Origin of the sequence: Roseovarius bejariae, assembly GCF_009669325.1 — a bacterium.
GTDB classification, from domain to species: Bacteria; Pseudomonadota; Alphaproteobacteria; order Rhodobacterales; family Rhodobacteraceae; genus Roseovarius; species Roseovarius bejariae.
On record NZ_SZWE01000001.1, the window covers coordinates 26,593 to 49,206 of the forward strand.

Below are 22,614 nucleotides of genomic sequence, written 5' to 3' on the forward strand. Positions count from 1 at the left end.
ACATGAGCGACATTCTGATTGTCGATGACGAGCGGGACATTCGGGAATTGATTGCCGATATCCTGGAGGATGAAGGTTTCGGCACCCGGCTTGCCGGGAATTCGGACGAGTGCATGGCGCAATTCGCCGAGGCGCCCCCCGCGCTTTTGATTCTCGATATCTGGCTGAAGGACAGCCAGATGGATGGGATCGACATCCTCAAGACCGTGAAGCGTGATTTCCCCGATGTGCCGGTGGTGATCATCTCGGGGCATGGCAACATCGAGATCGCCGTGGCCGCCATCAAGCAGGGCGCCTATGACTTCATCGAGAAGCCCTTCAATATCGACCAGCTTATGGTGGTGATCCGGCGCGGGATGGAAACCAGCCGGCTGCGCCGCGAGAATCAAAAGCTGAAACGGCGTGAGACCGGCCCGACCGAGATGTTGGGGGACAGCCCCGCCTTCCGGGCTCTCATTGCGCAGTTGGACAAGGTGACGAAATCCAACGGGCGGGTGATGCTGACCGGGCCCGCGGGATCGGGCAAGGAACTGGCCGCGCGGTATATCCATGCCAATTCCAACCGCTCGGAAGCGCCCTTTATCACGGTCAGTTCCGCCTCGGTCGAGCCGGACCGGATGGAAGAGGTTCTGTTTGGCCGCGAAAGCGAAGAGGGCGTGCAGCCCGGTCTTCTGGAAGAAGCCAACGGCGGGATTCTGTATTTCGACGAGGTGGCGGATATGCCGCTTGGCACGCAATCCAAAATCCTGCGGGTGCTGGTGGATCAGACCTTCCTGCGGGTGGGGGGCAATGCCAAGGTTCAGGTGGATCTGCGGGTAATTTCCTCGACCTCGCGGGATCTTGAGGCCGAGATTTCCGCGGATCGGTTCCGGCGTGAGTTGTATCACCGCCTCAACGTGGTGCCGATCGAGGTTCCCGGACTGGAGGAGCGGCGCGAGGATATTCCCGCACTGGCCGCCCATTTCATCGAGGGGCTGAACCGGACGCAGGGCCTGCCGCTCAGGGAATTGAGCGACGAGGCGGCGGCGCTTTTGCAGACCATGGGCTGGCCCGGCAATGTGCGCCAGTTGCGCAACGTGATCGAGCGGGTGCTGATCCTTGGCGATGCCAGCGGCGAGATCGAGGCGCGCGAATTGCCCGGCGAGAGCGAAGGCGCGCCCGCCGAGGAGGGGCGCGTGGTGCTGTCGGGAACGGTGGCCACCATGCCCCTGCGCGAGGCGCGCGAAGCCTTTGAGCGCGAATACCTGATGACGCAGATCAACCGATTTGGTGGAAACATCAGCCGTACGGCGGAATTCGTCGGCATGGAGCGCAGCGCGCTGCACCGCAAGCTGAAGTCGCTGGGGGTTGTGACAGGCTCCAAGGCGGGGGCGAAAAACGGGGCCGAAGACGAAGACGCCAAGGCCGGGTGACGGCGGGCCAAGAGGAGCTAGCCGACAAGTTTTTCCTGCGCGGCGAAGGGACTGAGGCCCAGCCAGCTTTGCATGGTGTCGATCAGGGGGCGGGGCCCCACCAGTACGAGTGCTTCGTGATCCATCGCGTTAGCAACACTGCGCAGGCCCATCCAGATTTCCGTCATGGTCCGCAGATCGACGGTGGCATAAAGATCGACATCGAAACCGGGGTCGATGTGGCACAGGTCGACCGTGCGGTCCGGTTCCACGATCAGCCACCATTTGCGTTGGGAGGCGGGGAGTTCGGGATAGATGAACTCGATCACCGTACGGCGCCTCGGCACCGGGTCGGTGTTCAGGTTGCGCCGCATGTCCCACATCAGAAGCTCGGGGTCGAGATTGTCGAGCGAGGGTTCGGTTTCGACCCATTTCTGCCCCCACATGCCGATGGATTCGATGACCGGCCGAAGATCGCGCCCGGCCTCGGTCAGGCGGTAGGCCTCGATTTCGGGGGGGCCGGGCAGGCGCTTGCGTTCGACGATGCCCGCGCGCTCCAGTTCGCCCAACCGTTTGGACAGAAGGGCGGGCGACATCCGCGGCACGCCCCGGCGCAATTCGTTGAACCGGGTCGATCCCGCGATCAGCTCGCGTAGCAGGATGATTGTCCACCGCGTACATAGAACCTCTGAGGCCATGGCGACCGGGCAAAACTGTTTGTAGCTGGTGTTTGTCATTGTCCCCTCCTTTCATCGAGGTGGGGCCAGTGTGCCACGCAGGGCGCGTTTGGGGCCAGTTCAGATAGTGTATCACCGCGATTCAGTTCCTGAACTGGTCCGGTCGGGGGGCTCCGTGGCACCCTTTGGGCACATCGGATGACACCGATGCTACCATTAACCCATTGAAACAAAGGGAGGGTTTCATGCCACTTGTTGATATCCAATTGATCGAGGGCGTTTTTGATGACGGCCAGAAACAAAAGATGATCCATGATGTGACCGAAGCCATGGTAAGGATCGAGGGCGAACCCATGCGCGGTGTGACCTGGGTCAGGGTCCATGAAGTGGCCAGTGGCGAATGGGCCATCGGCGGCAAATCCTTGACCGCTGCCGATGTGAAAGCGGTGCAATCCGAGCCCGCGTGACCTGCCCGCTCTTGGCCGAACCAGTAGCATCAGAAAGGAGGGCGAGATGTCCCAATCACTGGCACATGACCTCAACACCGTAACCTTGTTCGAAAGACTTGGCGGCGCCGCCGGAATCCGGCGGATCGTCGATGGCACCGTGGCCGCGCATATGTGCAACCCGGTGATCAAGGCGCGCTTCCAGCCCTACGAGGACCAACCCGAGCGTGTCGAGGAGATCAAGCAGCACACCTGCGATTTCTTTGCCGCCGGCAGTGGCGGGCCGGACCAGTACCAGGGGCGCAGCATGGCCGAAGCGCATCGCGACATGGACATAGCCGCCGAGGAATACGAGGCGGCAGCCGACGACATCATGACGACGATGACGGCGCTGAACTATGACGCGGCCCTGCGGGACGAGGTGTACGGAATCCTGCAATCGCTGAAGGATGAGATCATCCACAAGTAACCCGGCACAGGGGGTATGGGCGCGTCACTCTGCCCCCGGGGTCACGATCTTCCAGCGGCCTGATTTCAGGCGGATGGCACAGGAGTTTTCGGTCAGCGGCGGGAAGGTTTGCGTGGCGCTCAAGGGGCGGGCCGCCTCGATCTGATCGGGGTCACATTCCTTGATGCTGACCTTTTCAAACCCCGCGCCCGCCATGCAAAGCCGCGCGGTTTTCTCGCGCAGGCCCTCATCCGCGTCATAGCGTTCAAACCGCCCGGGCGTGATGGTGCGGTAATAGGTGTAACAATTGCCGTTCGCATCGCAATGGGTGTAGGGGGCGGTCGTTGGCGGGATATACCGGGTCAGGATACGCGGTGGCACCTTGCGCAGGGCCTCGACCTCGCATTGATTGAGGGTTTGTTCCATCGCGGCGACGGAGGCCCCTTGCTTGTAATACACCGTCAGCGGGGCACAGGCCGCCAGAACGGTCAGCGCAGTCATCAGCAAGGCAGGGCGAAAACGGAATGCAACTGTCATGCCCGCATGCTACCGCGAGTCGGCCACGGGGACAAAGCAATTGACCAACCATAGCCAACCTGTCATGCAACGTCTTCGAGACAAGACGAGGCGTAGGGGCCGATGAAAGTCATCATCTGCGGGGCCGGTCAGGTTGGCTGGCAGATCGCGCGCCACCTGTCGGGCGAAAAGAACGACGTGACCGTGGTGGACAACAACCCCGATCTGGTACGGCGGGCGACCGATACGCTGGATGTGCAGGGGCTGGCGGGGTTTGCCAGTTATCCCGACATCCTTGACCGGGCAGGCGCGCGCGATGCCGATATGATCATTGCCGCCACCTATTCGGACGAGGTGAACATGGTCACCTGCCAGGTGGCGCATTCGGTCTTTGCCATTCCACGCAAGATCGCCCGGTTGCGCAGCCAGTCCTATCTGGATGCGATCTATTCCGATCTTTACCGGCGCGATCACATGCCCATCGACGTGGTGATCAGCCCTGAACGCGAGGTGGCCGAGGCCGCATTGCAGCGTTTGGCGGCCCCCGCCGCCTTCGATACCGAGCAATTCCTTGGCGGGCGGGCGCAGCTTATGGGCCTGCGGCTGGACGAGGATTGCCCGGTGGTCAACACGCCGCTTCGGCAATTGAGCGACCTGTTTTCGACGCTGCGGGTCGTTGTGCTGGGCATTCGCCGCGAGGGTCGGTTGTTCGCGCCCGAGGCGGGGGATCAGTTGTTCGTGGGGGACGAAGCCTATGTCTTTGCCCCGCGCGAGGATATTCCCCGCACGCTGGAGGTTTTCGGCAAGCGGCAGGATAAACAGGAGCGGTTGGTGATCGTCGGGGGCGGCAACATCGGCCTTGCGGTGGCGAAAACGCTGGAAGAACATCGCACCGGCACCCGCACCAAGATGATCGAACGCGAACGGCGCTGTGCTGAGCGCGCGGCCGATGCGCTTGAGCGGACCATCGTTTTGAATGGCGATGGTCTTGAGACCAGCCTGCTGAACGAGGCCGGGATTGCCCGCGCCGATGCGGTGCTCTGTGTGACCGACGACGACAAGACCAACATGCTGGCCGCCGTACGGGCCAAGGCGGCGGGGTGCCCCTATGCCATTGCCCTGATCAACGATCCGACGCTGGCCGCCCTGATGGAGCCGCTGGGGATTGATGCCTATATCAACCCCCGCGCCACCACCGTCAGTTCGATCCTGCGCCACATCCGCCATGGGCGGGTGAAATCGGTCTATTCCATCGGTGACGCCGAGGCCGAAGTGATCGAGGCCGAGATCATGTCGACCTCGTCCATCGCGGGCAAGGCCATTCGCGACATCGACTTTCCCGAAGGCGTTCTGGTGGGGGCGGTGCGCAAAGGGGGCGAGATCCGCAAACCCACGGGGGGCCTGAAGATCGAGGCGGGCGACGTGGTGGTCCTGTTCGCGCTGGCGGCGGACGTGGGCCGGGTGGAGCAATTGCTTCAGGTCTCGATCGATTTCTTCTGAGCCATGATCGCGCGGCTTCTCAAATTTCCATTGATCCTCGTGCTGGCCGGGCTTGCCGCGCTGGCGATGCTTTTGCCGGCGCTACATGCCTTCATGCTGGAGGATCACAGCGTCGCGCGGGCGTTTTTCTATTCCAGCGTTCTGGGGCTGGCCTTCGTGGCGATCACCGGGTTGGCGATGTCGGGGCGGCAAACCGAGGGGGCCTCGGATATTCAGCACCTTGGCGCGTTGTTCCTGGCCTATACCGCGCTGCCGCTGTTCCTGGCGCTGCCGTTTTACGAAGGGTTGGAGACCACCCGCTATCTCAATGCCTATTTCGAGATGGTCTCGTCGCTGACCACCACCGGGGCCACATTGTTCGACACTCCGGGGCGCATCCCTGAACCGCTGCACCTGTGGCGCGGATTGGTGGGATGGTTCGGGGGGCTGATGATCTGGATCGCGGCCTCGGCCATTCTGGCGCCGCTGAATCTTGGCGGTTTCGAAGTAACGGCCAGCGCCGAGCCGGGGCAAGAGGCCACCGGGTTCCAAAGGTTCGAGCGGGCCAGTGCCACGAAGCGCCTGCAACAGGTGACCGGCGCGCTGGCACCGATCTACCTGGGGCTGACCGCGCTTTTGTGCCTGTTCCTCATGATCAATGGAGAGCGTGCTTTCGTCGCTCTGATCCACGCCATGTCGACCATGGCCACCAGCGGCATTTCCCCGATTGGCGGGGTGCAGAATGGCGCCGCGGGCTATGGCGGTGAGATTGTCTTGTTCCTGTTCATGTTGTTTGCGCTGTCGCGGCTCACCTTCTCGACCGACACCTTGACCACAGGGCGGCACAGCCTGCGGGACGATCCCGAATTTCGGCTTGGGGTGGTTCTGGTTCTCGGTGTTCCGTTGCTCTTGTTCTCCCGGCACTTCGTGGGGGCTTTCGACGTGGACGAGATGGAAAATTTCGGCCAGGCGGCGGGGGCGCTTTGGGGCGGCATGTTCACCGTTCTGTCGTTCCTGTCGACCACCGGATTCGAAAGCACCGCCTGGGAGGCCGCGCGCGGCTGGTCCGGCCTTGGCACGCCGGGACTGATCCTGTTGGGGCTGGCGCTTGTCGGGGGCGGTGTGGCGACCACGGCGGGGGGCGTGAAGCTTCTGCGGGTTTATGCCCTTTACCTCAATGGACGCCGCGAATTGGAGCGGCTTGTTCACCCCTCGTCCGTTGGCCGCGCCACGGCGGGCAGTCGGCGCTTGCGCCGACAAGGGGCCTTCATCGCGTGGGTGTTCTTCATGCTTTTCGCGCTGTCGCTGGCATGTGTGACCGTATTGATGTCGGCATTGGGGCAAAGCTTTCAGAACTCCATTATCCTTTCGATTGCCGCGCTCAGCACCACCGGCCCGCTGACGCAGATCGCCGCCGAGGTGCCGATTGACCTTTTGTCGATGGAGCCGCTGGCCAAGTTGGTTCTTTGTGCGGCAATGGTTCTGGGGCGGCTTGAAACGCTGGCGATCATCGCATTGGCAAATCCGGCGCTTTGGAGAGATTAACCCCGCTATATTGACAGCCTGCAAGGATTTGATTTTTGGGGTGGAAATGCGCGCGCGACCGCTTCATACTCGGCCTGAGGGAGACACCGTGCCGATCCGCGGCCAACGCAAGAACAAAGGTTTTCATTACCATGGCATCAGACCGACAAAATCTTCAGGACGCATTTCTCAATCAGGTCCGCAAGACCAAGATTCCGGTGACGATCTTCCTGATCAACGGTGTGAAATTGCAAGGTGTCATCACCTGGTTCGACAATTTCTGTATCCTTCTGCGCCGTGATGGCCAGTCGCAGCTTGTCTACAAGCACGCGATTTCCACCATCATGCCGTCACAGCCCGTCAGCCTTTATGAAGGCGACGACCAAGGGTGACGACCCCCACGACGACGGAACGCGAAGACACCCGGGCCTGGGTGTTGCATCCCGACATTCGCGGCCACGAGGCGGCGCGCGATGCCGATCTCGCCTTGGAGGAGGCGATTTCGCTGGCGCATGCGCTGCCCGGTCTGAACGTGGTCGGCAGCGAAGTCGTGCGCCTGCCGCGCCCACACCCGGGGATGCTGTTTGGCAAGGGCAAGCTGGAAGAGCTGAAAGAGCGGATGGAGGCCAACGACGTGGGCCTTGTGCTGGTGGACGGCCCGGTCAGCCCCGTGCAGCAGCGCAACCTTGAGAAGGCCCTTGGGGTGAAGTTGCTGGACCGGACCGGCCTGATCCTTGAGATTTTCAGCGAACGCGCCGCCACCCGCGAAGGTGTGTTGCAGGTGGAAATGGCCGCGCTCAGCTATCAGCGCACGCGTCTGGTACGGGCATGGACCCACCTTGAACGGCAACGCGGCGGGTTGGGCTTTGTCGGCGGCCCGGGCGAGACCCAGATCGAGGCCGACCGCCGCGCCATCGACGAACAACTGGTGCGCCTGCGGCGGCAGTTGGACAAGGTTGTGAAAACCCGCGAGTTGCACCGCGCCTCACGGGCCAAGGTGCCGTTTCCCATCGTTGCCCTGGTGGGCTACACCAACGCGGGCAAATCGACGCTGTTCAACCGGATGACCGGCGCCAAGGTCATGGCCAAGGACATGCTGTTTGCCACGCTGGACCCCACCATGCGGCGGATCGAACTGCCCGGTGGCGGGCCCGAGGTGATCCTGTCGGACACGGTGGGCTTCATCAGCGATTTGCCGACCGAACTGGTTGCCGCGTTTCGCGCCACGCTGGAAGAGGTGCTGGCCGCCGATCTGATCGTGCATGTGCGGGATATTTCCCACCCCGAAACCGAGGAACAGGCCGAGGATGTGCACGCCATTCTGGACAGCCTCGGTGTGACGGAGGACACGCCGCAAATCGAAGTCTGGAACAAGATCGACCGGCTTGACCCCGGCGCGCGCGAGGCGATTGTGACCCGGGCGGCGCGTCTGGACAATGTGCAGGCCTTGTCGGCCTGGACGGGGGAGGGGATGGAGGCGCTGATCGAGGCGATCACCGCCGGCATCACCGAAGCGACGCATGAAACCACCCTGACGCTTGGCTTTGACGAGGGGCGCAAGCGCGCGTGGCTGTTCGAAAAGGGCGTGGTCGAGGGCGAGGAGCAAGGCGAGGACGGTTTTACCCTGACCGTGCGTTGGAGCGCGAGGCAACAGGCGCAGTTCGAACAGCTTTGACGGCACGTCGGAAGACGGGATTGCGGGACGAAGCAGACATTGAAATAGCCGCGCATCGGCGGGCCGCGGTGCGGCGATCCAACGATTGGTTTATGGCACTTTATCTCAGCCAAGTCCGAAAAACCTATGAGCGGAGTGCTTAGCTTTGCCAAATCGCCGTGCCGGGGGGCGGCCCGGCGATGCGCGGCGGCCTGCGGCCTTGATTCCGCGCTGGAGCTTCGCGATCGAATGTCCAACAAGGGCTCGAACCGGTCGTTCACTCCTGTGAGACTCAAGCTTAACTCTTCGCCAGCCCCCTCAATGCGGGGTGGTGTCTGAAAACAGTTGGATCACCACGATCCCGCCAAGGATCATGCCGGTTCCGATGATGGCGGGGGTGTCCAGTTTCTGGCCGAACATCGCGAAACCGATCATCGCGATAAACACGATCCCCAGCCCCGACCAGACCGCATATGCGATGCCCACCGGGATATACTTGAGCGTCAGCCCCAGCAGGTAAAGCGCCACGGCATAGCCCACGACCGCCAGAAGAGTCGGTCCTGCCTTGGTGAATTGCTGGCTGGCCTGCAAGGCACTGGTCGCCACGGTTTCGGCGGCGATGGCAAAGATCAACAGGATATAAACCTTGGTCATGACTGGGCCTTGATTGCGCGTTTCATGGCCTTGCTACGCGGTTTGGCAGGACGGGGCAAACCGGAAAACCTCAGGCGTATTCCTCGGCGCGGTGCAGGCGCACCATGAGGTAACGCGCCACGCTGACCGCCACCAGAACCCCGGTGAGCAAGGGCAGGGGCGTGCCATCAAAGGCCAGTCCCACGGGGATCGTCAGGATCACCGACCCGACGGTCGCCAGCGCGCCCACCACACTGGCCGCCATGCCCGCCACATGGCCCAGCGGCTCCATCGCCAGGGCGTTGATATTGCCCAGCGTCAGCGCCGCCTGGAAAAAGATCGTGGTTTGCCAGACAAGGTAAACCGGAAAGCGCAGCCCCTCGGGCAGGCCGATCAGGAAAAGCGCCAGCACGATTGATGTCAGCCCGATTTGCAGGGCAAGCGTCGCCGAGATCATCCGGCGCATCCCGAGGCGCATGACCAGAGAGGCATTCAGGAAGCTGCCCGTCCCGGCACAGATCGCCATCATGAAGAACCATAACGGGAACTGATCGGCCCGGTGGAAGGTTACTTCGAACAATTGCTGAATCGAACTGATCGAACTGAACAGCGTCGTCAGGCACAGGGTTTGCACCGCAATGGCGATACGCACCACAGGCGGGGCCAGCACCGCACGCAAAGCTTCTTTCAGGGCCGAGGCACTGAAGGGGCGGCGTGCCTCGCGCGGGAGAGGTTCGGCCAGCCGAAGGGTCAGCCAAAGACTGCTTATGGTGGCGAAGAGGATGAAACTTCCGAATATCCCGCGCCAGCCGGCGAGAACGATAATGCCGCTGCCCACCAGCGGCGCGACAGCCGGGGCGAGGGTAAAGACCATCATCACGAAACTGACGATGCGGGCCATCTCGCGGCCTGAATAGAGGTCCCGGATGATGGCAAGTGGCACCACCCGCGCCGTGGCCGCCCCAAGCCCTTGCAGGACCCGCGCGGCCAGGATCAATTCCAAGGTGGGCGCCATCGCCGCCAGCGCCGCCCCGGCCATGTAAACCGCGGCCCCGCAGAGGATCACGCGTTTACGCCCGAAACTGTCAGACAACGGCCCGGTGAAAAAGGTCCCCACACCCAGCCCGAGGATAAAGGAGGTGACGATCAATTGTGCCCGGTTCAGGGCCTCGGGGGTCAACTCCTGCCCGATACGGGGCAGGGCGGGGAGCATGGCATCGATGGAAAAGGCCACTGTGGCCACAAGCATCGCCATGAGCGCCACGAATTCCACGCGCCCCGGCGTGCCCGCCCTCATCGTTCGCCACTTTCGGGGGTGTCGGGATCGTTGGCCGCCTCGGGTTCTTCCTGATCATTTGGATGGCGATGCCCCAGTCGCGCGATCAGCCATTCAGTGTGTTCCTCGCGTTTCTTGACCGCGAAGGCACCGAATTGCTGGATCGCCACGGCAAAGATGCCAAGGCCCACAAGGATGAAAACCGTGGTGCCGATCTTGCCCATGGGGGTGGCGGGGACCAACTCGCCATACCCCACAGTGGAGAGGGTCACGACGGTAAAGAAATAACTATCGAGCCACGACCAGCCCTCGACACGGTGAAAGAACACCGTGCCGCCCGCGATGATAAGCAAAAGCATCGCCAGAAGGGTCAGGGCCTTGGCACCACGCATGGATCAACCCTCACCCGCGGACAGTTGCCCGGTGATCTCGTCGATCACCCTGACCCACAACTCGGGCGGTTGCGCGCCGGGGACGGCGTGCTCTCCGTTGACGATGAAGGTCGGGACCGAGGTGATGCCCATCTCGCGGAACTGCTTGTCGCGTTCAATGATCGCCGCCTCATCCGCGTCACTGTCCAGCAGGCGGCGCACCACGGCGGCGTCCATCTCAAGGCTGTCGGCCAGATCGGCCAGAACCTCGCGGTCGCCGATGTCGCGGCCGTCTTCGAAATAGGCTTTGAACAGGGCCACGGCCATGGCCATCTGCCGGTCTTCGATCCCCGCCCAATGGATCAGGCGGTGGGCATCCAGCGTGTTGGGCGTCCGTTCGATGGCTTCGAAGTTGATATTCAGCCCAGCCTCCCGGGCCTTTTCCACCACTGGCAAATAGGCCTGCACCGCGCCTTCCTGACCGCCGAACTTGGCCTCAAGATATGCGCGGCGGTCCATGCCCTCGCGCGGCATGTCGGGATTGAGCTGGAACGGATGCCAGTTGATCGAGAACGGGTGGTTCGGGCGCTCGGCAAGCGCCTGATCCAGAAGGGTTTTCCCGATGTAGCACCAGGGGCAGATCGGGTCAGAAATGATATCAAGCTTGACCATGATGGGCCTTGTAGATCGGCCGCAATTCGCGACGCAGGATTTTCCCGTTGGCGCCACTGGGCAGCGCATCGAGGTGGTAAAAGCCGCGCGGGCGTTTGTAGGCGGCAAGGTTTTCGGTCACGTAAGCCTCAAGCGCTTCGGGATCAACCGGCGCGGGCCCGGTATAGAAGGCCATGATGACCCGTGCGTCTTTCTTGACCTCGATGTCGGTGACGGCGGATTGCGTGATACCGGGAAAGGCATTGAGCACCGCTTCGACCTCCATGGGCGACACACGAAAGCCGCCCGCGTTCATCATGTCATCGGCGCGGCCCAGATAGGTGATGTCGCCTGCGGCATCCATCATGCCCTGATCGCCTGTCAAAAACCATTCGCCCTGATACTTGTCGCGCGTGGCGGATTCGGCCTTGAGATAGCCCAGCATCAGGCCCGGGTCGCTTTCATGCACCGCAATCGTGCCTTCCTCGCCGATCCCGACCGGGCCATCGGGGCCAATCACCGCCACACGCCGCCCCGGTTGCGGGCGGCCCAATGTGCCGGGGGTCGCCGGGTGGTCGGGGCTGGCCGAGATGAAGGTGGAGCATTCGGACATGCCGTAAGCCTCGTGGATGGCCGTCCCCGTGGCCTCCTCCCAAGCTTGCCGGATGGTGTCCGAGAGTTTCTCACCCGCCGCCAGACCGTGCCGCAGCTTGGGCAGCGATAGCGCCTCGCCAGTCAGCATCTTGCGGTAAACCCCCGGTGCCGCGGCAAAGATCGTCGCGTCATGCCGCTTGAGCAAAAGCGGCAGTTGCGCCGGTTCGATCCCCGCCTCGGGGATCAGGGCCGTGGCCCCCATGGTCCATGGGTCCATCAGGCCCGTGCCAAGGGTATAGGTCCAGTTGAAGGCCCCCGCGTGCAACAGCCGGTCGTCGGCGTGCAATCCGTACCAGCCCTGCATCATCATCTGCCGCGCCCAGATCGCGCGGTGCGCATGGCACACGGCACGCGGTACGCCCGAAGTGCCCGAGGTATAGATGATATAGGCAAGGCGGTTCGGGTCGCCCATGTCGAAACCGGCCGGGGGCAGGTCGCGCATCGCCTCAAGGTCCGGTTGGTCCAACACCGGCACATCCGTGTCCGGGCAGGTAATGCCGGTGCCACGCAGGATCAGCGAAGGGTCCAGCGTGTCGATCATCTTGGCCACTTCCGGCGAGGTCAACTGGCTTGAGGTGGGGACCGGCAGAAGGCCCACGGCAATCGCCCCGAGGTAGGCGATGGGAAACTCCACCGTATTGCCAAGTCGCATCAACACCCGGTCGCCGGGGGTCAGACCCGCCTGCAAAAGCCCCGTGCCGGTGCCAAGTACCGCCGCCTTGAGGCGCGCATAACTCCAGCGTTCCGACCCGCTCAGGCGCAGAACGGCCAGGGCGATCTTGTCGGGGGTGTCTTCGGCATGGTCCAGCACATGCGCCGCCAGATTGAAGGGCGCGGGGCAGGGGGTGACGGTCTGGGGATGGGTTTCTGCTCGCATACTCACCGATTAGGCCGCGCGACGGTCAGTTGCAAGTGGTCCGCCCGCTGCGTATAGGAGGGTTTATGCAAAAAACGACCCCTGAAAACCTGATCCGCGTGGCCCGCGAAAATGGCCAGCAGGAGGAGGCAGAGCCGCTGAACCTTGGCGAACGCGTGCGCGAATTGCGCACCGCGCGGGGCTGGACGCTGGAACAGGCGGCCAAACAGGCGGGGCTGGCGCGCTCGACCCTGTCGAAAATCGAGAACGGGCAGATGTCGCCAACCTACGATGCCTTGAAGAAGCTGGCCGTGGGTCTGGAAATTTCCGTGCCACAGCTGTTCACCCCGCCACAGCGTGAACAGGTCAATGGCCGGATGTCGGTGACCAAGGCAGGCGAGGGCACCCATCAGGCCACCGCCACCTATGAGCACGAATTGCTGGGCGAAGCGCTGACCAAGAAGCAAATGCTGCCCTATCGCGCCCGCATCCGGGCCCGCGACATATCCGAATTCGACGGTTGGGTCCGCCATGACGGCGAGGAATTCCTGTATGTCCTCACCGGGGTCGTGCGGCTTTATACCGAGTTTTACGAACCCCTTGAGATGCGCCGCGGCGACAGCGCCTATTACGACGCGACCATGGGCCATAACGTCATATCGATCAGCGACGAGGATGCAACGATCCTCTGGGTGACGTCGCTGGCTTGAATGCCGCGACGGCCCACCCCTGGCCTGTCCCGGGACTTCGGGACCGTGCCCGATTTATCTCCCCGGGATCAACCCGCGCGGGCTGAACCGCAGCACCAGTAGCAGGATCACCCCCATGGTCAGCAGGCGCATGTGCGCCGCACTTCCCAGAAGATGCTCTTTCAAGGCGCTGCCATCGGCCATGGGGGCGGTCACGATCTGCATGACCCAATGGCCCATCGGCTCCACCTGCACCCAGAGGAACCAGATCAGGAAACCACCCAAAACGGCGCCGAAATTGTTGCCCGAGCCGCCCACGATCACCATCACCCAGATCAGGAAGGTAAAGCGCAGCGGCTGGTACGCGGTCGGAATGAACTGACCGTCCAGCGTGGTCATCATCGCCCCGGCAATCCCGCACACCGCGCTGCCAAGGATGAAGACCTGCAAATGCCGGCGCGTCACGTCCTTGCCCATGGCGCGGGCGGCGGTTTCGTTGTCGCGAATGGCGCGCATCATCCGGCCCCACGGGCTGTTGAGTGCCAGTTGCGCCAGTGTCAGGATCAGCACCAGAACCACGGCGAAAAGCCCGGCATAGCCCAGCTTGACCGTCAGCGAGGAGGCCGTCACCGGATCGAGGCCAAGGGCGCTGACCTGCTCCACGAAACCCGGGTCATTCTGCAAATCCACCTCATAGGGCACCGGGCGCGGCAAGCCGTTGACATTCTTCACGCCCCGCGCCAGCCAATCTTCGTTCTTGAGAACCGCGAGGATGATCTCGGCAATGCCCAGCGTCGCAATGGCCAGGTAATCACTGCGCAGGCCCAGGGCCGTCTTGCCGATCAGCCACGCGGCCCCGGCCGCCAGAATGCCACCGACAGGCCAGGCCAGAACAATGGGCAGGCCCAGCCCGCCAAGGTATCCGGTGGCCGCCGGGTTCACGTCTTCCACCGCCTCGACACCGGCGTCGAATACCGCGCGGAAGGCGAAAAAGCCGCCAACGAGGATCACCAGCATGGCCAGAACACGCATCGGCCCGCGTCCCATGCGATTGAACACCACGGCGGCCACCACGATCACCGCGGCACCAAGGACAAGCCCGGCAATCACGCCGACACCGCCCGCGGCCCAGGCCTCGGGCACCGGCGGCATCCCCACCAGAACGCCCGCCAGCCCGCCAAGCGCCACGAAACCCATGACGCCCACGTTGAACAGCCCCGCAAACCCCCATTGCAGGTTCAGCCCCAGCGACATGACCGCCGAAATCAGCCCCATGTTCAGGATCAAAAGGGCGGTGTTCCAGCTTTGCACGAAACCCGTGCCAAGGATCAACACGGCAACAAGGACGAAAAGCCCGGTGTTCTTGACCATTTCGCTCATACCGCTTTCCCCCGGAAAAGGCCCGTCGGGCGGAACAGAAGCACGATCAGCAGGATCACGAAACTGACCGCGAATTTATAATTGGTCGACAGAAGCTGGACCAAGCCGTCGGGTTCCAATGCCTCGGGTGTGAGATAGGTCAGCACCTTTTTCCACGCGTAGGTGATCATCACCTCGGAAAAGGCGATCACATATCCCCCCGCAATGGCCCCCAGAGGGCTGCCAAGGCCGCCGACGATGGCGGCGGCAAAGACCGGCAGCAGAAGCTGGAAATAGGTGAAGGGCTTGAAGCTCTTGTCGAGGCCGTAAAGCGTGCCCGCGACCGTGGCCAGCGCCGCCACGATCAGCCATGTCACCATGACCACCCGGTCGGGATTGATCCCCGACAACAGCGCCAGATCCTCGTTATCGGAATAGGCGCGCATGCTCTTGCCCGTGCGGGTGCGGTTGAGAAACCAGAACAAAAGCGCCACGACGATCACCGCCGTCACCACGGTAATGCCCTGCGTGGTCTTCAGGGCCAGCCCCTCGCGCAATCCCGTCAACTCCTTGAAATCCCGTGCCGAGATGATGAAGCGCTCGCCATCGGCAAAGCGTTGGTCGCCCGGCCCGATGATGAACCGCACCAGCCCGTTCATGATGAACATCACCCCGATCGAGACGATGACGAAGATCACCGGCTTCGCTTTCTGCTCCCGGTAGAAGCGATACACCATGCGGTCGGTCACCAGAACCAGAGCCATGCAGGCCACGATCCCGAAGGGCAGGGCCAGAAGGGCCGTGGGCAGCGGCCCGAAACCGACGCCCGCAGCCTGCAACCCCCATGTCACGAGGATGGTGACCATGGTGCCAAAGGCCATGGTGTCGCCATGGGCGAAATTGGAAAACCGCAGGATGCCGTAAATCAACGTCACGCCAAGGGCCCCAAGCGCCAACTGGCTACCATAAGTCACCGCCGGGACCAGCACAAAGTTCGAAAGCGCCACGATGGCGTTCAGAAAGTCGATCATGCACCGCACTCCCCATGGTTCGGCATCTTCTTCTTGGCGAAAATACTCACGTCATGCCCCCTCATCCGCCCAGGAAACTCTGCCGAACCTCGGCATCGGCCAGCAACTCCTTGCCCGTGCCGGTATGTGCATTGCGCCCCTGCACCAGAACATAGCCCTTGTCGGCGATCTCCAATGCCTGGCGCGCGTTCTGCTCGACCATCAGCACCGGAAGCCCGGTGCGCGCCACCTCGATGATCCGGTCGAATAGCTCATCCATCACGATGGGGCTGACCCCCGCCGTCGGCTCGTCCAGCATCAGGACCTTTGGCTGCGTCATCAAGGCGCGGCCCACCGCCACCTGCTGCCGCTGGCCGCCCGACAACTCACCGGCGGCCTGCAACCGCTTGTCGCGCAGGATCGGGAACAGCTCATAGACCTGCTCCATGGTCCCCGAAATATCATCGTCACGAATGAACGCGCCCATCTCAAGGTTTTCCTCCACCGTCATCGAGGTGAAGATGTTGTTGGTCTGCGGCACGAACCCCATGCCGTGGCGCACCCGCTCCTGCGGCGATAAGCCGGTGATGTCCTGCCCATCCAACCGCACCTGACCCTGCCGCAAATCGAGCATCCCGAAAACCGCCTTCATCGCGGTGGATTTGCCCGCGCCGTTGGGCCCGACGATCACGGCGATCTCACCTCGATCCACCGCAATGGTACAGTCATGCAGGATATCCGGGCCCCCACGGCCATAGCCGCCGGTCATGGCCTCACCGATCAAAAACGGGTCACTCATCCGCCCACCCCTTTTCATCTTTTTCATCTTTCCCGAAATACTCCGGGGGGCACGTTGAAAATCCCTGATTTTCAACGTGGGGGGCAGCGCCCCCAAGGCCTGCGTGGCCCGAACGCATCTCAACCTGTGTGGCGCAGCCACGCCTTTGGATCACACCGCTCACGCGCCCACCTGTTCCTTGTTCTTCAATCCCGTGCCCAGATAGGCCTCGATCACCGCCTCGTTGGCTTTGATCTCGTCCAGCGTGCCTTCGGCCAGAACCTTGCCCTCGGCCATGCAGATCACCGGGTCGCAAAGCCGCCCGATGAAATCCATGTCGTGCTCGATCACCACGAAGGTGTAGCCGCGCTCGCGGTTCAACTGCTGGATCGCCTCGCCGATGGTCTTCAACAATGTGCGGTTCACCCCCGCGCCCACCTCGTCCAGAAACACGATCCGCGCGTCCACCATCATCGTGCGGCCCAGTTCCAGCAGCTTCTTCTGACCGCCCGAGACCTCTCCGGCGCGTTGGTTGGCCAGGTGTTCGATGGTCAAAAACTCCAGCACCTCGTCGGCCTTGGCGCGCAGCGCGCGTTCCTCGTCGGCAATCCGCTTGCGCCCGAACCACGTATTCCAAAGCCGCTCACCCGATTGACCGCCCGGTACCATCATCAGGTTCTCCCGGCAGGTCATCGAAGAAAACTCATGCGCAATCTGGAACGTCCGCAGCAATCCCTTGTGAAACAGCTCATGCGGCGGCAACCCGGTAATGTCCTCGCCCGCCATGGTCACCCGCCCCGAAGTGGGCGGCAAGACACCGGCAATCACGTTGAACAGGGTCGTCTTGCCCGCCCCGTTGGGGCCGATCAACCCGGTTATCGTACCTTCCGCGATGCTCAGGCTTGCGCCATCCACGGCGTGAAACCCGCCGAAATGCTTGTGCAGATCCTCGACGACGATCATGCAAGTCCCCCCGAAACGGCCTCAGTCGACCGCCTAGTTATTGTTGGAGCGGCCCCGTGCCATCCACGGGACCGCCCGTTACCCTAGTCGGACAGTCGGATCAACGGTATTCGACCGTCTCGATCTTGCCATCCTCGAAGATGATCTCGCGGTAGCTGCCCGCCGATTCACCCGGCCCGATCAGTTCGACGGCGGTGGCGCCGACGTAATCCACGTCACCGCCCCCGGCGATGATCTCCAGCGCCTTGCCCAGCTCACCGGGATAGATCTTTTCGCCCGGCGCATTGGCCACGTCCATCACGTGATCCTTGTAATCGCCCGGCTCGACCGATTCCGCCGCCTGCATCGCCAGAAGCATCAGCGCCGCCGCGTCATAGCTTTCCGGCGCGAAGGGCGAGGTGGCTTCGAAACTGTCTCCCACCATCTCCTGGAACTTGGCCACGCCGGGGCTGTCTGTGCCCGGGTGCTGGCCGGTCGATCCGTCGATCTCGTCGCCGAAGTTCTCCTCCAGCGCCGTGCCGATCATCCCGTCGGGGAAGTGGAAGGTGTCAAACGCCCCCGAATCCAGCGCCGAGCGCACGATGCCGCTGCCGCCCTGGTCCACGTAACCGGCCACGACCAGAAGGTCACCGCCCCCCGAGGCCAGCGCGCCCACTTCCGCCGAATAGTCGGCCTTGCCGTCTTCATGCGCCGCGTTGATGGTGATCGTGCCGCCCATATCCTCGTAGGCCTTGGCGAAACTGTCGGCTAGCCCCTTGCCATAGTCGTTGTTGGTATAGGTCAGGGCGACCTCCTCGTTGCCGCGATCCATCAGGATCTTGGCCATGATCTCGCCCTGGCGCGCATCCGATGGCGCGGTGCGGAAGAACAAACCGTTGTCCTCGGCTGAGGACAGCGCCGGCGAGGTCGCCGATGGCGAAATCATCACCACGCCGTTGGGCACCGCGACGTTGCTCAGAACGGCCCCAGTCACGCCCGAGCAATCCGCCCCCATGATCCCCTTGACCCCCTCCGAGGTGATCAGGCGTTCGGCCGCGGCACTCGCCGCCCCGGCATCGATACAGGTGCTGTCGGCACGCACCGGCTCAACGCTCATCCCATCCAGAAGCTTGCCGCTTTCGGTGACTTCGCCCATCGCCATTTCGGCGCCTGCCGCCATATGTGGCGTCAGCGACTCGATCGGCCCGGTAAAGCCAAGGATCACGCCGATTTTCACCGCGTGATTATCGGCCTGTGCCCCCCCGGCCAGAAGCGCGGCAGCGGCGGTTGCGGTCAGAAATCTCTTCATGTCTTTGTCTCCCTGTGGAACGCTTTTCCAAGCGCGAGGTTATGGGTTACGCGCCAAAACGCAAGCGGTTTCAGGGGCGCGGCAGGGCAAGCCGGGATTTGACCTTGGGTCACGTCACACCCATCTTCCTGACACAGGCACCACGACAACAGGAGACCGCCATGCCCCGTCTTGCCCCTCTCGTCGGCTTCGCCCTTGCCCTGACATTCAGTCAATCGGCACAGGCCATGGACAGCAGCGCAGGCCGCCTGGACGTCACACCCATCGTCACCGGCCTCGACACCCCGTGGGCGGTTGACACATTGCCAAACGGGACGATCCTGATCACGGAAAGGCGCGGGCGCCTCCTGGCGGTCGATGAAGGGGGGGCACGGGACATTTCCGGTGTCGGTCAGGTGGCCGCACGCGGGCAGGGCGGGTTGCTCGACATCCTCGTCCCGCGCGACTTCGCGCAAAGCCGTGAACTTCTGTTCACCTATTCCAAACCTCAACCGGGCGGGACCGGCACGGCGCTGGCCCGGGCCACCCTCTCCGAGGGCCTCGACCGCCTCACCGATTGGCGCGTGCTGTGGGAACTCACCCCCGGCTCCACCGGCGGGCGGCACTTCGGCTCCCGCCTCGTGGAGGCCCCCGATGGCACGATCTTCCTCACCGTTGGGGACCGTGGCGACCGCCCCTCGGCCCAGGATCTCGGCCGCGAAAACGGTTCGGTCCTGCGGCTCAACCGCGATGGCACCATCCCCGCCGACAACCCCTTTGCCGGCCAACAAGACGTCCGGCCTGAAATCTGGTCCTATGGGCACCGCAATCCGCAGGGGGCGGCGCTAGACCCCAAGGGACAACTCTACACGGTCGAACACGGCGCGCGCGGCGGCGACGAGGTCAACCGGATTGCCAAAGGGGCCAACTATGGCTGGCCCGTCATCTCCTATGGGCGCCATTACTCGGGCGCCAAGATCGGCGACGGCACCGCGAAACCGGGGATGGAGCAGCCCGTCCATTACTGGGACCCCTCCATCGCCCCATCCGGCATGATGTTCCATGATGGCAAGGAAATTCCGGAATGGCGCGGCAATGCCTTTGTCGGCTCGTTGAAATTCAACCATATCGCGCGGCTTGCCGGCACCCCCTTACGTGAGGTCGAGCGCCTCGACTCTCCCGAAACCCTGCGCGTCCGCGACGTGATCCAGGGCCCCGATGGCGCCATCTGGTTCCTGTCCGAAGGGCGCGGGGCACTCTACCGGATCACCAAACCCTGATCCGGCCTTTTTCTTGGTTCAAATACCCCGGGGGAGACGTTGAAAATCAGCGATTTTCAACGTCGGGGGCAGCGCCCCCACAGCGATCGGGGCCGCGGCGGTCAGACCGACAGTCGCGCCGCCTGTGCACCCCGTTCACGGTAAGGTGTGGTGTCGTAATGCGCCCGGTAGCATTTCGAGAAATGCGACGGCGAGGCAAAGCCACAGGCCAGCGCCACGTTGATCACCGTCATGTCGGTCTGCATCAACAGGTTGCGGGCCTTTTGCAGGCGCAGTTCCATGTAATACCGCTTGGGGCTGCGGTTGAGGTACCGCCGGAACAGCCGCTCCAGCTGCCGCGTGGACATGCCCACATCCTTGGCCAGAACCGAAGGGCTGATCGGCTCTTCGATGTTGGCCTCCATCATCTGGATGACCTGGCTCAGTTTCGGGTGCCGTACGCCGATCCGGGTGGGCACCGACAAGCGCTGCGTATCCTGATCGGTGCGGATCGAGGAATAGATCAACTGGTCGGCCACCGCATTGGCCAGCTTCTCGCCGTGATCGTCGGCAATCAGCTTGAGCATCAGGTCGATCGAGGAGGTGCCCCCGGCGGTGGTCATCCGGTTTCCGTCCACCACGAAAACCGACTTGGTCAGGTCCACCTCGTCGAATTCCTCGGTGAAACTGTCGTGGTTCTCCCAATGGATCGTTGCCCGCTTGCCCTCCAGCAGCCCGGCCCGCGCCAGCGTATAGGCCGCCGTGCACAGCCCGCCAAGGCGCAGGCCGCGCCGCGCCTCGCGGCGAATCCAGTTCAGCAGTTTCTTGGTGCTGGCCTTCTGCACGTCCGACCCACCGCACAGCAAAACCACGTCATCGCGGTTCAACTCGCCCAGCGGGGCATCCACCTTGAAACGCGATCCGCTGGAGCATGACACCATACCCTCATCGTCCGCATCGCCGGTAATCAGCCATTCATACAGCGTTTGCCCGGACATGCGGTTGGCAATCCGCAAACTGTCGATAGCCGAAGCAAAGCTCAGAAGAGTGAAATTCTCGAGCAATACAAAGACAAAGCGTTTGGGCGCGCCTTGCGCCTGAACCGCGACTTTTGATGTCGGCGTGGTCATCTCAAGCAACTCCCGACCATGGCAGACCAAATTCCCTAGCGGAAAGCCTCTTCCACGATCTCCTTGTTTTGGCAAGAGATAACACTGAAAAACCCGAAATTCGATGAACTCGACATATGGCCTCTTGCATCATGGTTTAGTATAGACACATTTCGACTGTCTTTAAGCGGAGAATGACAATGAGCACTTGGCAAAAATCCGACTGGCGCAAGAAACCTCGCGTTCAGATGCCGGATTATACCGACGCGGCCGCGTTGGCAAAGGTCGAAGAACGCCTGTCGCACTATCCTCCGCTGGTCTTTGCGGGCGAGGCGCGCAAGCTGAAACGCCAACTCGGCGCGGCCTCGCGTGGTGAGGCCTTCCTGCTTCAAGGCGGCGATTGCGCCGAGGCCTTCGACCAGTTCAGCGCCGACGCCATTCGCGATACCTTCAAGGTCATGCTGCAAATGGCCATGGTCCTGACCTATGGCGCCAAGGTGCCGGTGGTGAAAGTGGGCCGCATGGCGGGCCAGTTCGCCAAACCGCGCAGCGCACCGACGGAAACCGTCGACGGGGTGGAACTGCCCAGCTACCGGGGCGACATCATCAACGAGTTGGACTTCACGCCCGAGGCGCGCATCCCCAACCCCGAAAAGATGTTGCAGGCCTACACGCAGGCGGCGGCCACGCTGAACCTGCTGCGCGCCTTTTCCACGGGCGGCTATGCCGATGTGCACCAGGTGCACCAATGGACCCTTGGCTTCACCGAAGGCGAAAAGGCCGAACGCTACCGTGATCTGGCCAACCGGATCACCGATACGCTGGACTTCATGAAGGCCGCCGGTGTCGAAAGCGATCAGGCCCATACCCTGCAATCGGTCGATTTCTACACCAGCCACGAGGCCCTGCTACTGGAATACGAAGAGGCGCTCTGCCGCCTCGATTCCACCTCCGGAAAATGGCTGGCCGGGTCTGGCCACATGGTCTGGATCGGCGACCGCACGCGGCAGCCCGACGGCGCGCATGTGGAATTCGCCCGCGGCGTGCTCAACCCCATCGGGTTGAAATGCGGCCCCAGCATGGAGCCCGAGGACCTCAAGCGCCTGATGGCCACCCTCAACCCCGAGAACGAGGCCGGGCGCCTGACGCTCATTGCCCGCTTCGGCGCGGGCAAGGTGGGCGACCACCTGCCGCGTCTCATCCGCACGGTCAAAGAGGAAGGCGCCAACGTGGTCTGGGTTTGCGACCCGATGCACGGCAACACCATCAAATCCGCCACCGGCTTCAAGACCCGCCCCTTCGACAGCGTGCTGCGCGAGGTGCAGGATTTCTTCGCCGTTCACCGCGCCGAAGGCACCACCCCGGGCGGGGTGCACTTCGAGATGACCGGGCAGGACGTGACCGAATGCACCGGCGGGATGCGCGCGGTCAGCGAGGAAAACCTCTCGGATCGCTACCACACGGCTTGCGATCCGCGCCTCAACGCCAGCCAGTCTCTGGAACTGGCCTTCCTCGTGGCCGAGGAACTGTCGAACCTGCGCGACAGCCGCGCCGCCGCCGCACAGGCGGGCTAAGCCGCGCAAAGCATGTCACAACCAAAGGCC

At 62.9% G+C, this 22,614-nt stretch carries 23 protein-coding genes; 10 read left to right on the top strand and 13 right to left on the bottom strand.

The window, feature by feature from the left end:
• The first annotated feature begins 2 nt into the window (after nt 1-2).
• The gene (gene ntrX / locus FDP25_RS00120) at nt 3-1,412 is read left to right on the top strand and encodes a nitrogen assimilation response regulator NtrX (RefSeq protein WP_154148163.1); all 1,410 of its coding nucleotides are present in this window, start codon (nt 3-5) and stop codon (nt 1,410-1,412) included.
• Between the two features lie 17 nt (nt 1,413-1,429).
• On the opposite strand, the gene FDP25_RS00125 is transcribed toward ntrX, so the two are convergent.
• Entirely contained in the window at nt 1,430-2,128 is a 699-nt protein-coding gene (locus FDP25_RS00125) for a winged helix-turn-helix transcriptional regulator (protein ID WP_154148164.1), read from the bottom strand.
• Between the two features lie 185 nt (nt 2,129-2,313).
• Between FDP25_RS00125 and FDP25_RS00130 the strand changes: the two genes are divergently transcribed.
• A complete protein-coding gene (locus tag FDP25_RS00130) occupies nt 2,314-2,535 on the top strand; it encodes a tautomerase family protein (protein WP_154148165.1) in 222 nt (73 codons plus the stop codon).
• A 46-nt stretch (nt 2,536-2,581) separates the two neighbouring features.
• Nucleotides 2,582-2,983 (top strand): group I truncated hemoglobin, encoded by a 402-nt coding sequence (locus FDP25_RS00135; RefSeq protein ID WP_154148166.1) that lies wholly within the window; start codon nt 2,582-2,584, stop codon nt 2,981-2,983.
• A gap of 24 nt (nt 2,984-3,007) precedes the next feature.
• Here FDP25_RS00135 and FDP25_RS00140 read toward each other — a convergent pair whose 3' ends face one another.
• Nucleotides 3,008-3,463, bottom strand: a complete 456-nt coding sequence (locus FDP25_RS00140) for a hypothetical protein (protein ID WP_172982714.1) — start codon at nt 3,461-3,463, stop codon at nt 3,008-3,010.
• A 138-nt stretch (nt 3,464-3,601) separates the two neighbouring features.
• Between FDP25_RS00140 and trkA the strand changes: the two genes are divergently transcribed.
• The 4 genes from trkA to hflX all read left to right on the top strand — a co-directional run bounded on the left by trkA (nt 3,602) and on the right by hflX (nt 8,156).
• The gene (gene trkA / locus FDP25_RS00145; RefSeq protein WP_154148168.1) at nt 3,602-4,978 is read left to right on the top strand and encodes a Trk system potassium transporter TrkA; all 1,377 of its coding nucleotides are present in this window, start codon (nt 3,602-3,604) and stop codon (nt 4,976-4,978) included.
• Between the two features lie 3 nt (nt 4,979-4,981).
• A complete protein-coding gene (locus tag FDP25_RS00150) occupies nt 4,982-6,502 on the top strand; it encodes a TrkH family potassium uptake protein (protein ID WP_154148169.1) in 1,521 nt (506 codons plus the stop codon).
• 131 nt (nt 6,503-6,633) lie between these two features.
• Complete coding sequence (hfq, locus tag FDP25_RS00155; protein WP_154148170.1) at nt 6,634-6,873, top strand: RNA chaperone Hfq; 240 nt, start codon at nt 6,634-6,636, stop codon at nt 6,871-6,873.
• Nucleotides 6,870-8,156, top strand: coding sequence for a GTPase HflX (gene hflX / locus FDP25_RS00160; protein WP_343031919.1), 1,287 nt, complete (start codon nt 6,870-6,872; stop codon nt 8,154-8,156). The genes hfq and hflX overlap by 4 nt, the downstream gene beginning before the upstream one ends.
• Nucleotides 8,157-8,453: 297 nt before the next feature.
• Here hflX and FDP25_RS00165 read toward each other — a convergent pair whose 3' ends face one another.
• From FDP25_RS00165 to FDP25_RS00185, 5 genes are all read right to left on the bottom strand, one after another.
• Nucleotides 8,454-8,789, bottom strand: coding sequence for a DMT family transporter (locus FDP25_RS00165; RefSeq protein ID WP_154148171.1), 336 nt, complete (start codon nt 8,787-8,789; stop codon nt 8,454-8,456).
• A gap of 70 nt (nt 8,790-8,859) precedes the next feature.
• Nucleotides 8,860-10,065, bottom strand: coding sequence for an MFS transporter (locus FDP25_RS00170; protein ID WP_154148172.1), 1,206 nt, complete (start codon nt 10,063-10,065; stop codon nt 8,860-8,862).
• Entirely contained in the window at nt 10,062-10,436 is a 375-nt protein-coding gene (locus FDP25_RS00175; RefSeq protein WP_154148173.1) for a potassium channel family protein, read from the bottom strand. The genes FDP25_RS00170 and FDP25_RS00175 overlap by 4 nt, the downstream gene beginning before the upstream one ends.
• 3 nt (nt 10,437-10,439) lie before the next feature.
• Nucleotides 10,440-11,087 (bottom strand): DsbA family oxidoreductase, encoded by a 648-nt coding sequence (locus FDP25_RS00180; protein ID WP_154148174.1) that lies wholly within the window; start codon nt 11,085-11,087, stop codon nt 10,440-10,442.
• Complete coding sequence (locus tag FDP25_RS00185; RefSeq protein WP_154148175.1) at nt 11,074-12,597, bottom strand: class I adenylate-forming enzyme family protein; 1,524 nt, start codon at nt 12,595-12,597, stop codon at nt 11,074-11,076. The genes FDP25_RS00180 and FDP25_RS00185 overlap by 14 nt, the downstream gene beginning before the upstream one ends.
• A gap of 65 nt (nt 12,598-12,662) precedes the next feature.
• Between FDP25_RS00185 and FDP25_RS00190 the strand changes: the two genes are divergently transcribed.
• Nucleotides 12,663-13,286, top strand: coding sequence for a helix-turn-helix domain-containing protein (locus FDP25_RS00190; RefSeq protein WP_154148176.1), 624 nt, complete (start codon nt 12,663-12,665; stop codon nt 13,284-13,286).
• Between the two features lie 54 nt (nt 13,287-13,340).
• On the opposite strand, the gene FDP25_RS00195 is transcribed toward FDP25_RS00190, so the two are convergent.
• From FDP25_RS00195 to FDP25_RS00215, 5 genes are all read right to left on the bottom strand, one after another.
• Nucleotides 13,341-14,645: a branched-chain amino acid ABC transporter permease gene (locus FDP25_RS00195; RefSeq protein WP_154148177.1), complete on the bottom strand. Its 1,305-nt coding sequence runs from the start codon at nt 14,643-14,645 to the stop codon at nt 13,341-13,343.
• Nucleotides 14,642-15,652: a branched-chain amino acid ABC transporter permease gene (locus FDP25_RS00200; protein ID WP_343032060.1), complete on the bottom strand. Its 1,011-nt coding sequence runs from the start codon at nt 15,650-15,652 to the stop codon at nt 14,642-14,644. Before FDP25_RS00200 ends, FDP25_RS00195 begins: the two co-directional genes overlap by 4 nt.
• 64 nt (nt 15,653-15,716) lie before the next feature.
• A complete protein-coding gene (locus FDP25_RS00205; RefSeq protein ID WP_154148179.1) occupies nt 15,717-16,433 on the bottom strand; it encodes an ABC transporter ATP-binding protein in 717 nt (238 codons plus the stop codon).
• Between the two features lie 159 nt (nt 16,434-16,592).
• Nucleotides 16,593-17,375: an ABC transporter ATP-binding protein gene (locus tag FDP25_RS00210; protein ID WP_154148180.1), complete on the bottom strand. Its 783-nt coding sequence runs from the start codon at nt 17,373-17,375 to the stop codon at nt 16,593-16,595.
• A 100-nt stretch (nt 17,376-17,475) separates the two neighbouring features.
• Nucleotides 17,476-18,663, bottom strand: a complete 1,188-nt coding sequence (locus FDP25_RS00215) for an ABC transporter substrate-binding protein (protein ID WP_154148181.1) — start codon at nt 18,661-18,663, stop codon at nt 17,476-17,478.
• A 161-nt stretch (nt 18,664-18,824) separates the two neighbouring features.
• Here FDP25_RS00215 and FDP25_RS00220 point away from each other — a divergent pair, with 161 nt between their 5' ends.
• The gene (locus FDP25_RS00220) at nt 18,825-19,922 is read left to right on the top strand and encodes a PQQ-dependent sugar dehydrogenase (RefSeq protein ID WP_154148182.1); all 1,098 of its coding nucleotides are present in this window, start codon (nt 18,825-18,827) and stop codon (nt 19,920-19,922) included.
• 101 nt (nt 19,923-20,023) lie between these two features.
• On the opposite strand, the gene FDP25_RS00225 is transcribed toward FDP25_RS00220, so the two are convergent.
• Nucleotides 20,024-21,031, bottom strand: a complete 1,008-nt coding sequence (locus FDP25_RS00225) for a GlxA family transcriptional regulator (RefSeq protein ID WP_154148183.1) — start codon at nt 21,029-21,031, stop codon at nt 20,024-20,026.
• A 179-nt stretch (nt 21,032-21,210) separates the two neighbouring features.
• On the opposite strand from FDP25_RS00225, the gene FDP25_RS00230 reads away from it, so the two are divergent.
• Nucleotides 21,211-22,584, top strand: coding sequence for a class II 3-deoxy-7-phosphoheptulonate synthase (locus FDP25_RS00230; RefSeq protein ID WP_154148184.1), 1,374 nt, complete (start codon nt 21,211-21,213; stop codon nt 22,582-22,584).
• Nucleotides 22,585-22,614 lie beyond the last annotated feature (30 nt).

Excerpts from the sequence above, each read along its gene's own strand:
- ntrX (WP_154148163.1), top strand. The coding sequence starts at position 3 with ATGAGCGACATTCTGATTGTCGATGACGAGCGGGACATTCGGGAATTG.
- FDP25_RS00125 (WP_154148164.1), bottom strand. The coding sequence starts at position 2,128 with ATGACAAACACCAGCTACAAACAGTTTTGCCCGGTCGCCATGGCCTCA.
- FDP25_RS00130 (WP_154148165.1), top strand. The coding sequence starts at position 2,314 with ATGCCACTTGTTGATATCCAATTGATCGAGGGCGTTTTTGATGACGGC.
- FDP25_RS00135 (WP_154148166.1), top strand. The coding sequence starts at position 2,582 with ATGTCCCAATCACTGGCACATGACCTCAACACCGTAACCTTGTTCGAA.
- FDP25_RS00140 (WP_172982714.1), bottom strand. The coding sequence starts at position 3,463 with ATGACTGCGCTGACCGTTCTGGCGGCCTGTGCCCCGCTGACGGTGTAT.
- trkA (WP_154148168.1), top strand. The coding sequence starts at position 3,602 with ATGAAAGTCATCATCTGCGGGGCCGGTCAGGTTGGCTGGCAGATCGCG.
- FDP25_RS00150 (WP_154148169.1), top strand. The coding sequence starts at position 4,982 with ATGATCGCGCGGCTTCTCAAATTTCCATTGATCCTCGTGCTGGCCGGG.
- hfq (WP_154148170.1), top strand. The coding sequence starts at position 6,634 with ATGGCATCAGACCGACAAAATCTTCAGGACGCATTTCTCAATCAGGTC.
- FDP25_RS00165 (WP_154148171.1), bottom strand. The coding sequence starts at position 8,789 with ATGACCAAGGTTTATATCCTGTTGATCTTTGCCATCGCCGCCGAAACC.
- FDP25_RS00170 (WP_154148172.1), bottom strand. The coding sequence starts at position 10,065 with ATGAGGGCGGGCACGCCGGGGCGCGTGGAATTCGTGGCGCTCATGGCG.
- FDP25_RS00175 (WP_154148173.1), bottom strand. The coding sequence starts at position 10,436 with ATGCGTGGTGCCAAGGCCCTGACCCTTCTGGCGATGCTTTTGCTTATC.
- FDP25_RS00180 (WP_154148174.1), bottom strand. The coding sequence starts at position 11,087 with ATGGTCAAGCTTGATATCATTTCTGACCCGATCTGCCCCTGGTGCTAC.
- FDP25_RS00185 (WP_154148175.1), bottom strand. The coding sequence starts at position 12,597 with ATGCGAGCAGAAACCCATCCCCAGACCGTCACCCCCTGCCCCGCGCCC.
- FDP25_RS00190 (WP_154148176.1), top strand. The coding sequence starts at position 12,663 with ATGCAAAAAACGACCCCTGAAAACCTGATCCGCGTGGCCCGCGAAAAT.
- FDP25_RS00195 (WP_154148177.1), bottom strand. The coding sequence starts at position 14,645 with ATGAGCGAAATGGTCAAGAACACCGGGCTTTTCGTCCTTGTTGCCGTG.
- FDP25_RS00205 (WP_154148179.1), bottom strand. The coding sequence starts at position 16,433 with ATGAGTGACCCGTTTTTGATCGGTGAGGCCATGACCGGCGGCTATGGC.
- FDP25_RS00210 (WP_154148180.1), bottom strand. The coding sequence starts at position 17,375 with ATGATCGTCGTCGAGGATCTGCACAAGCATTTCGGCGGGTTTCACGCC.
- FDP25_RS00215 (WP_154148181.1), bottom strand. The coding sequence starts at position 18,663 with ATGAAGAGATTTCTGACCGCAACCGCCGCTGCCGCGCTTCTGGCCGGG.
- FDP25_RS00220 (WP_154148182.1), top strand. The coding sequence starts at position 18,825 with ATGCCCCGTCTTGCCCCTCTCGTCGGCTTCGCCCTTGCCCTGACATTC.
- FDP25_RS00225 (WP_154148183.1), bottom strand. The coding sequence starts at position 21,031 with ATGACCACGCCGACATCAAAAGTCGCGGTTCAGGCGCAAGGCGCGCCC.
- FDP25_RS00230 (WP_154148184.1), top strand. The coding sequence starts at position 21,211 with ATGAGCACTTGGCAAAAATCCGACTGGCGCAAGAAACCTCGCGTTCAG.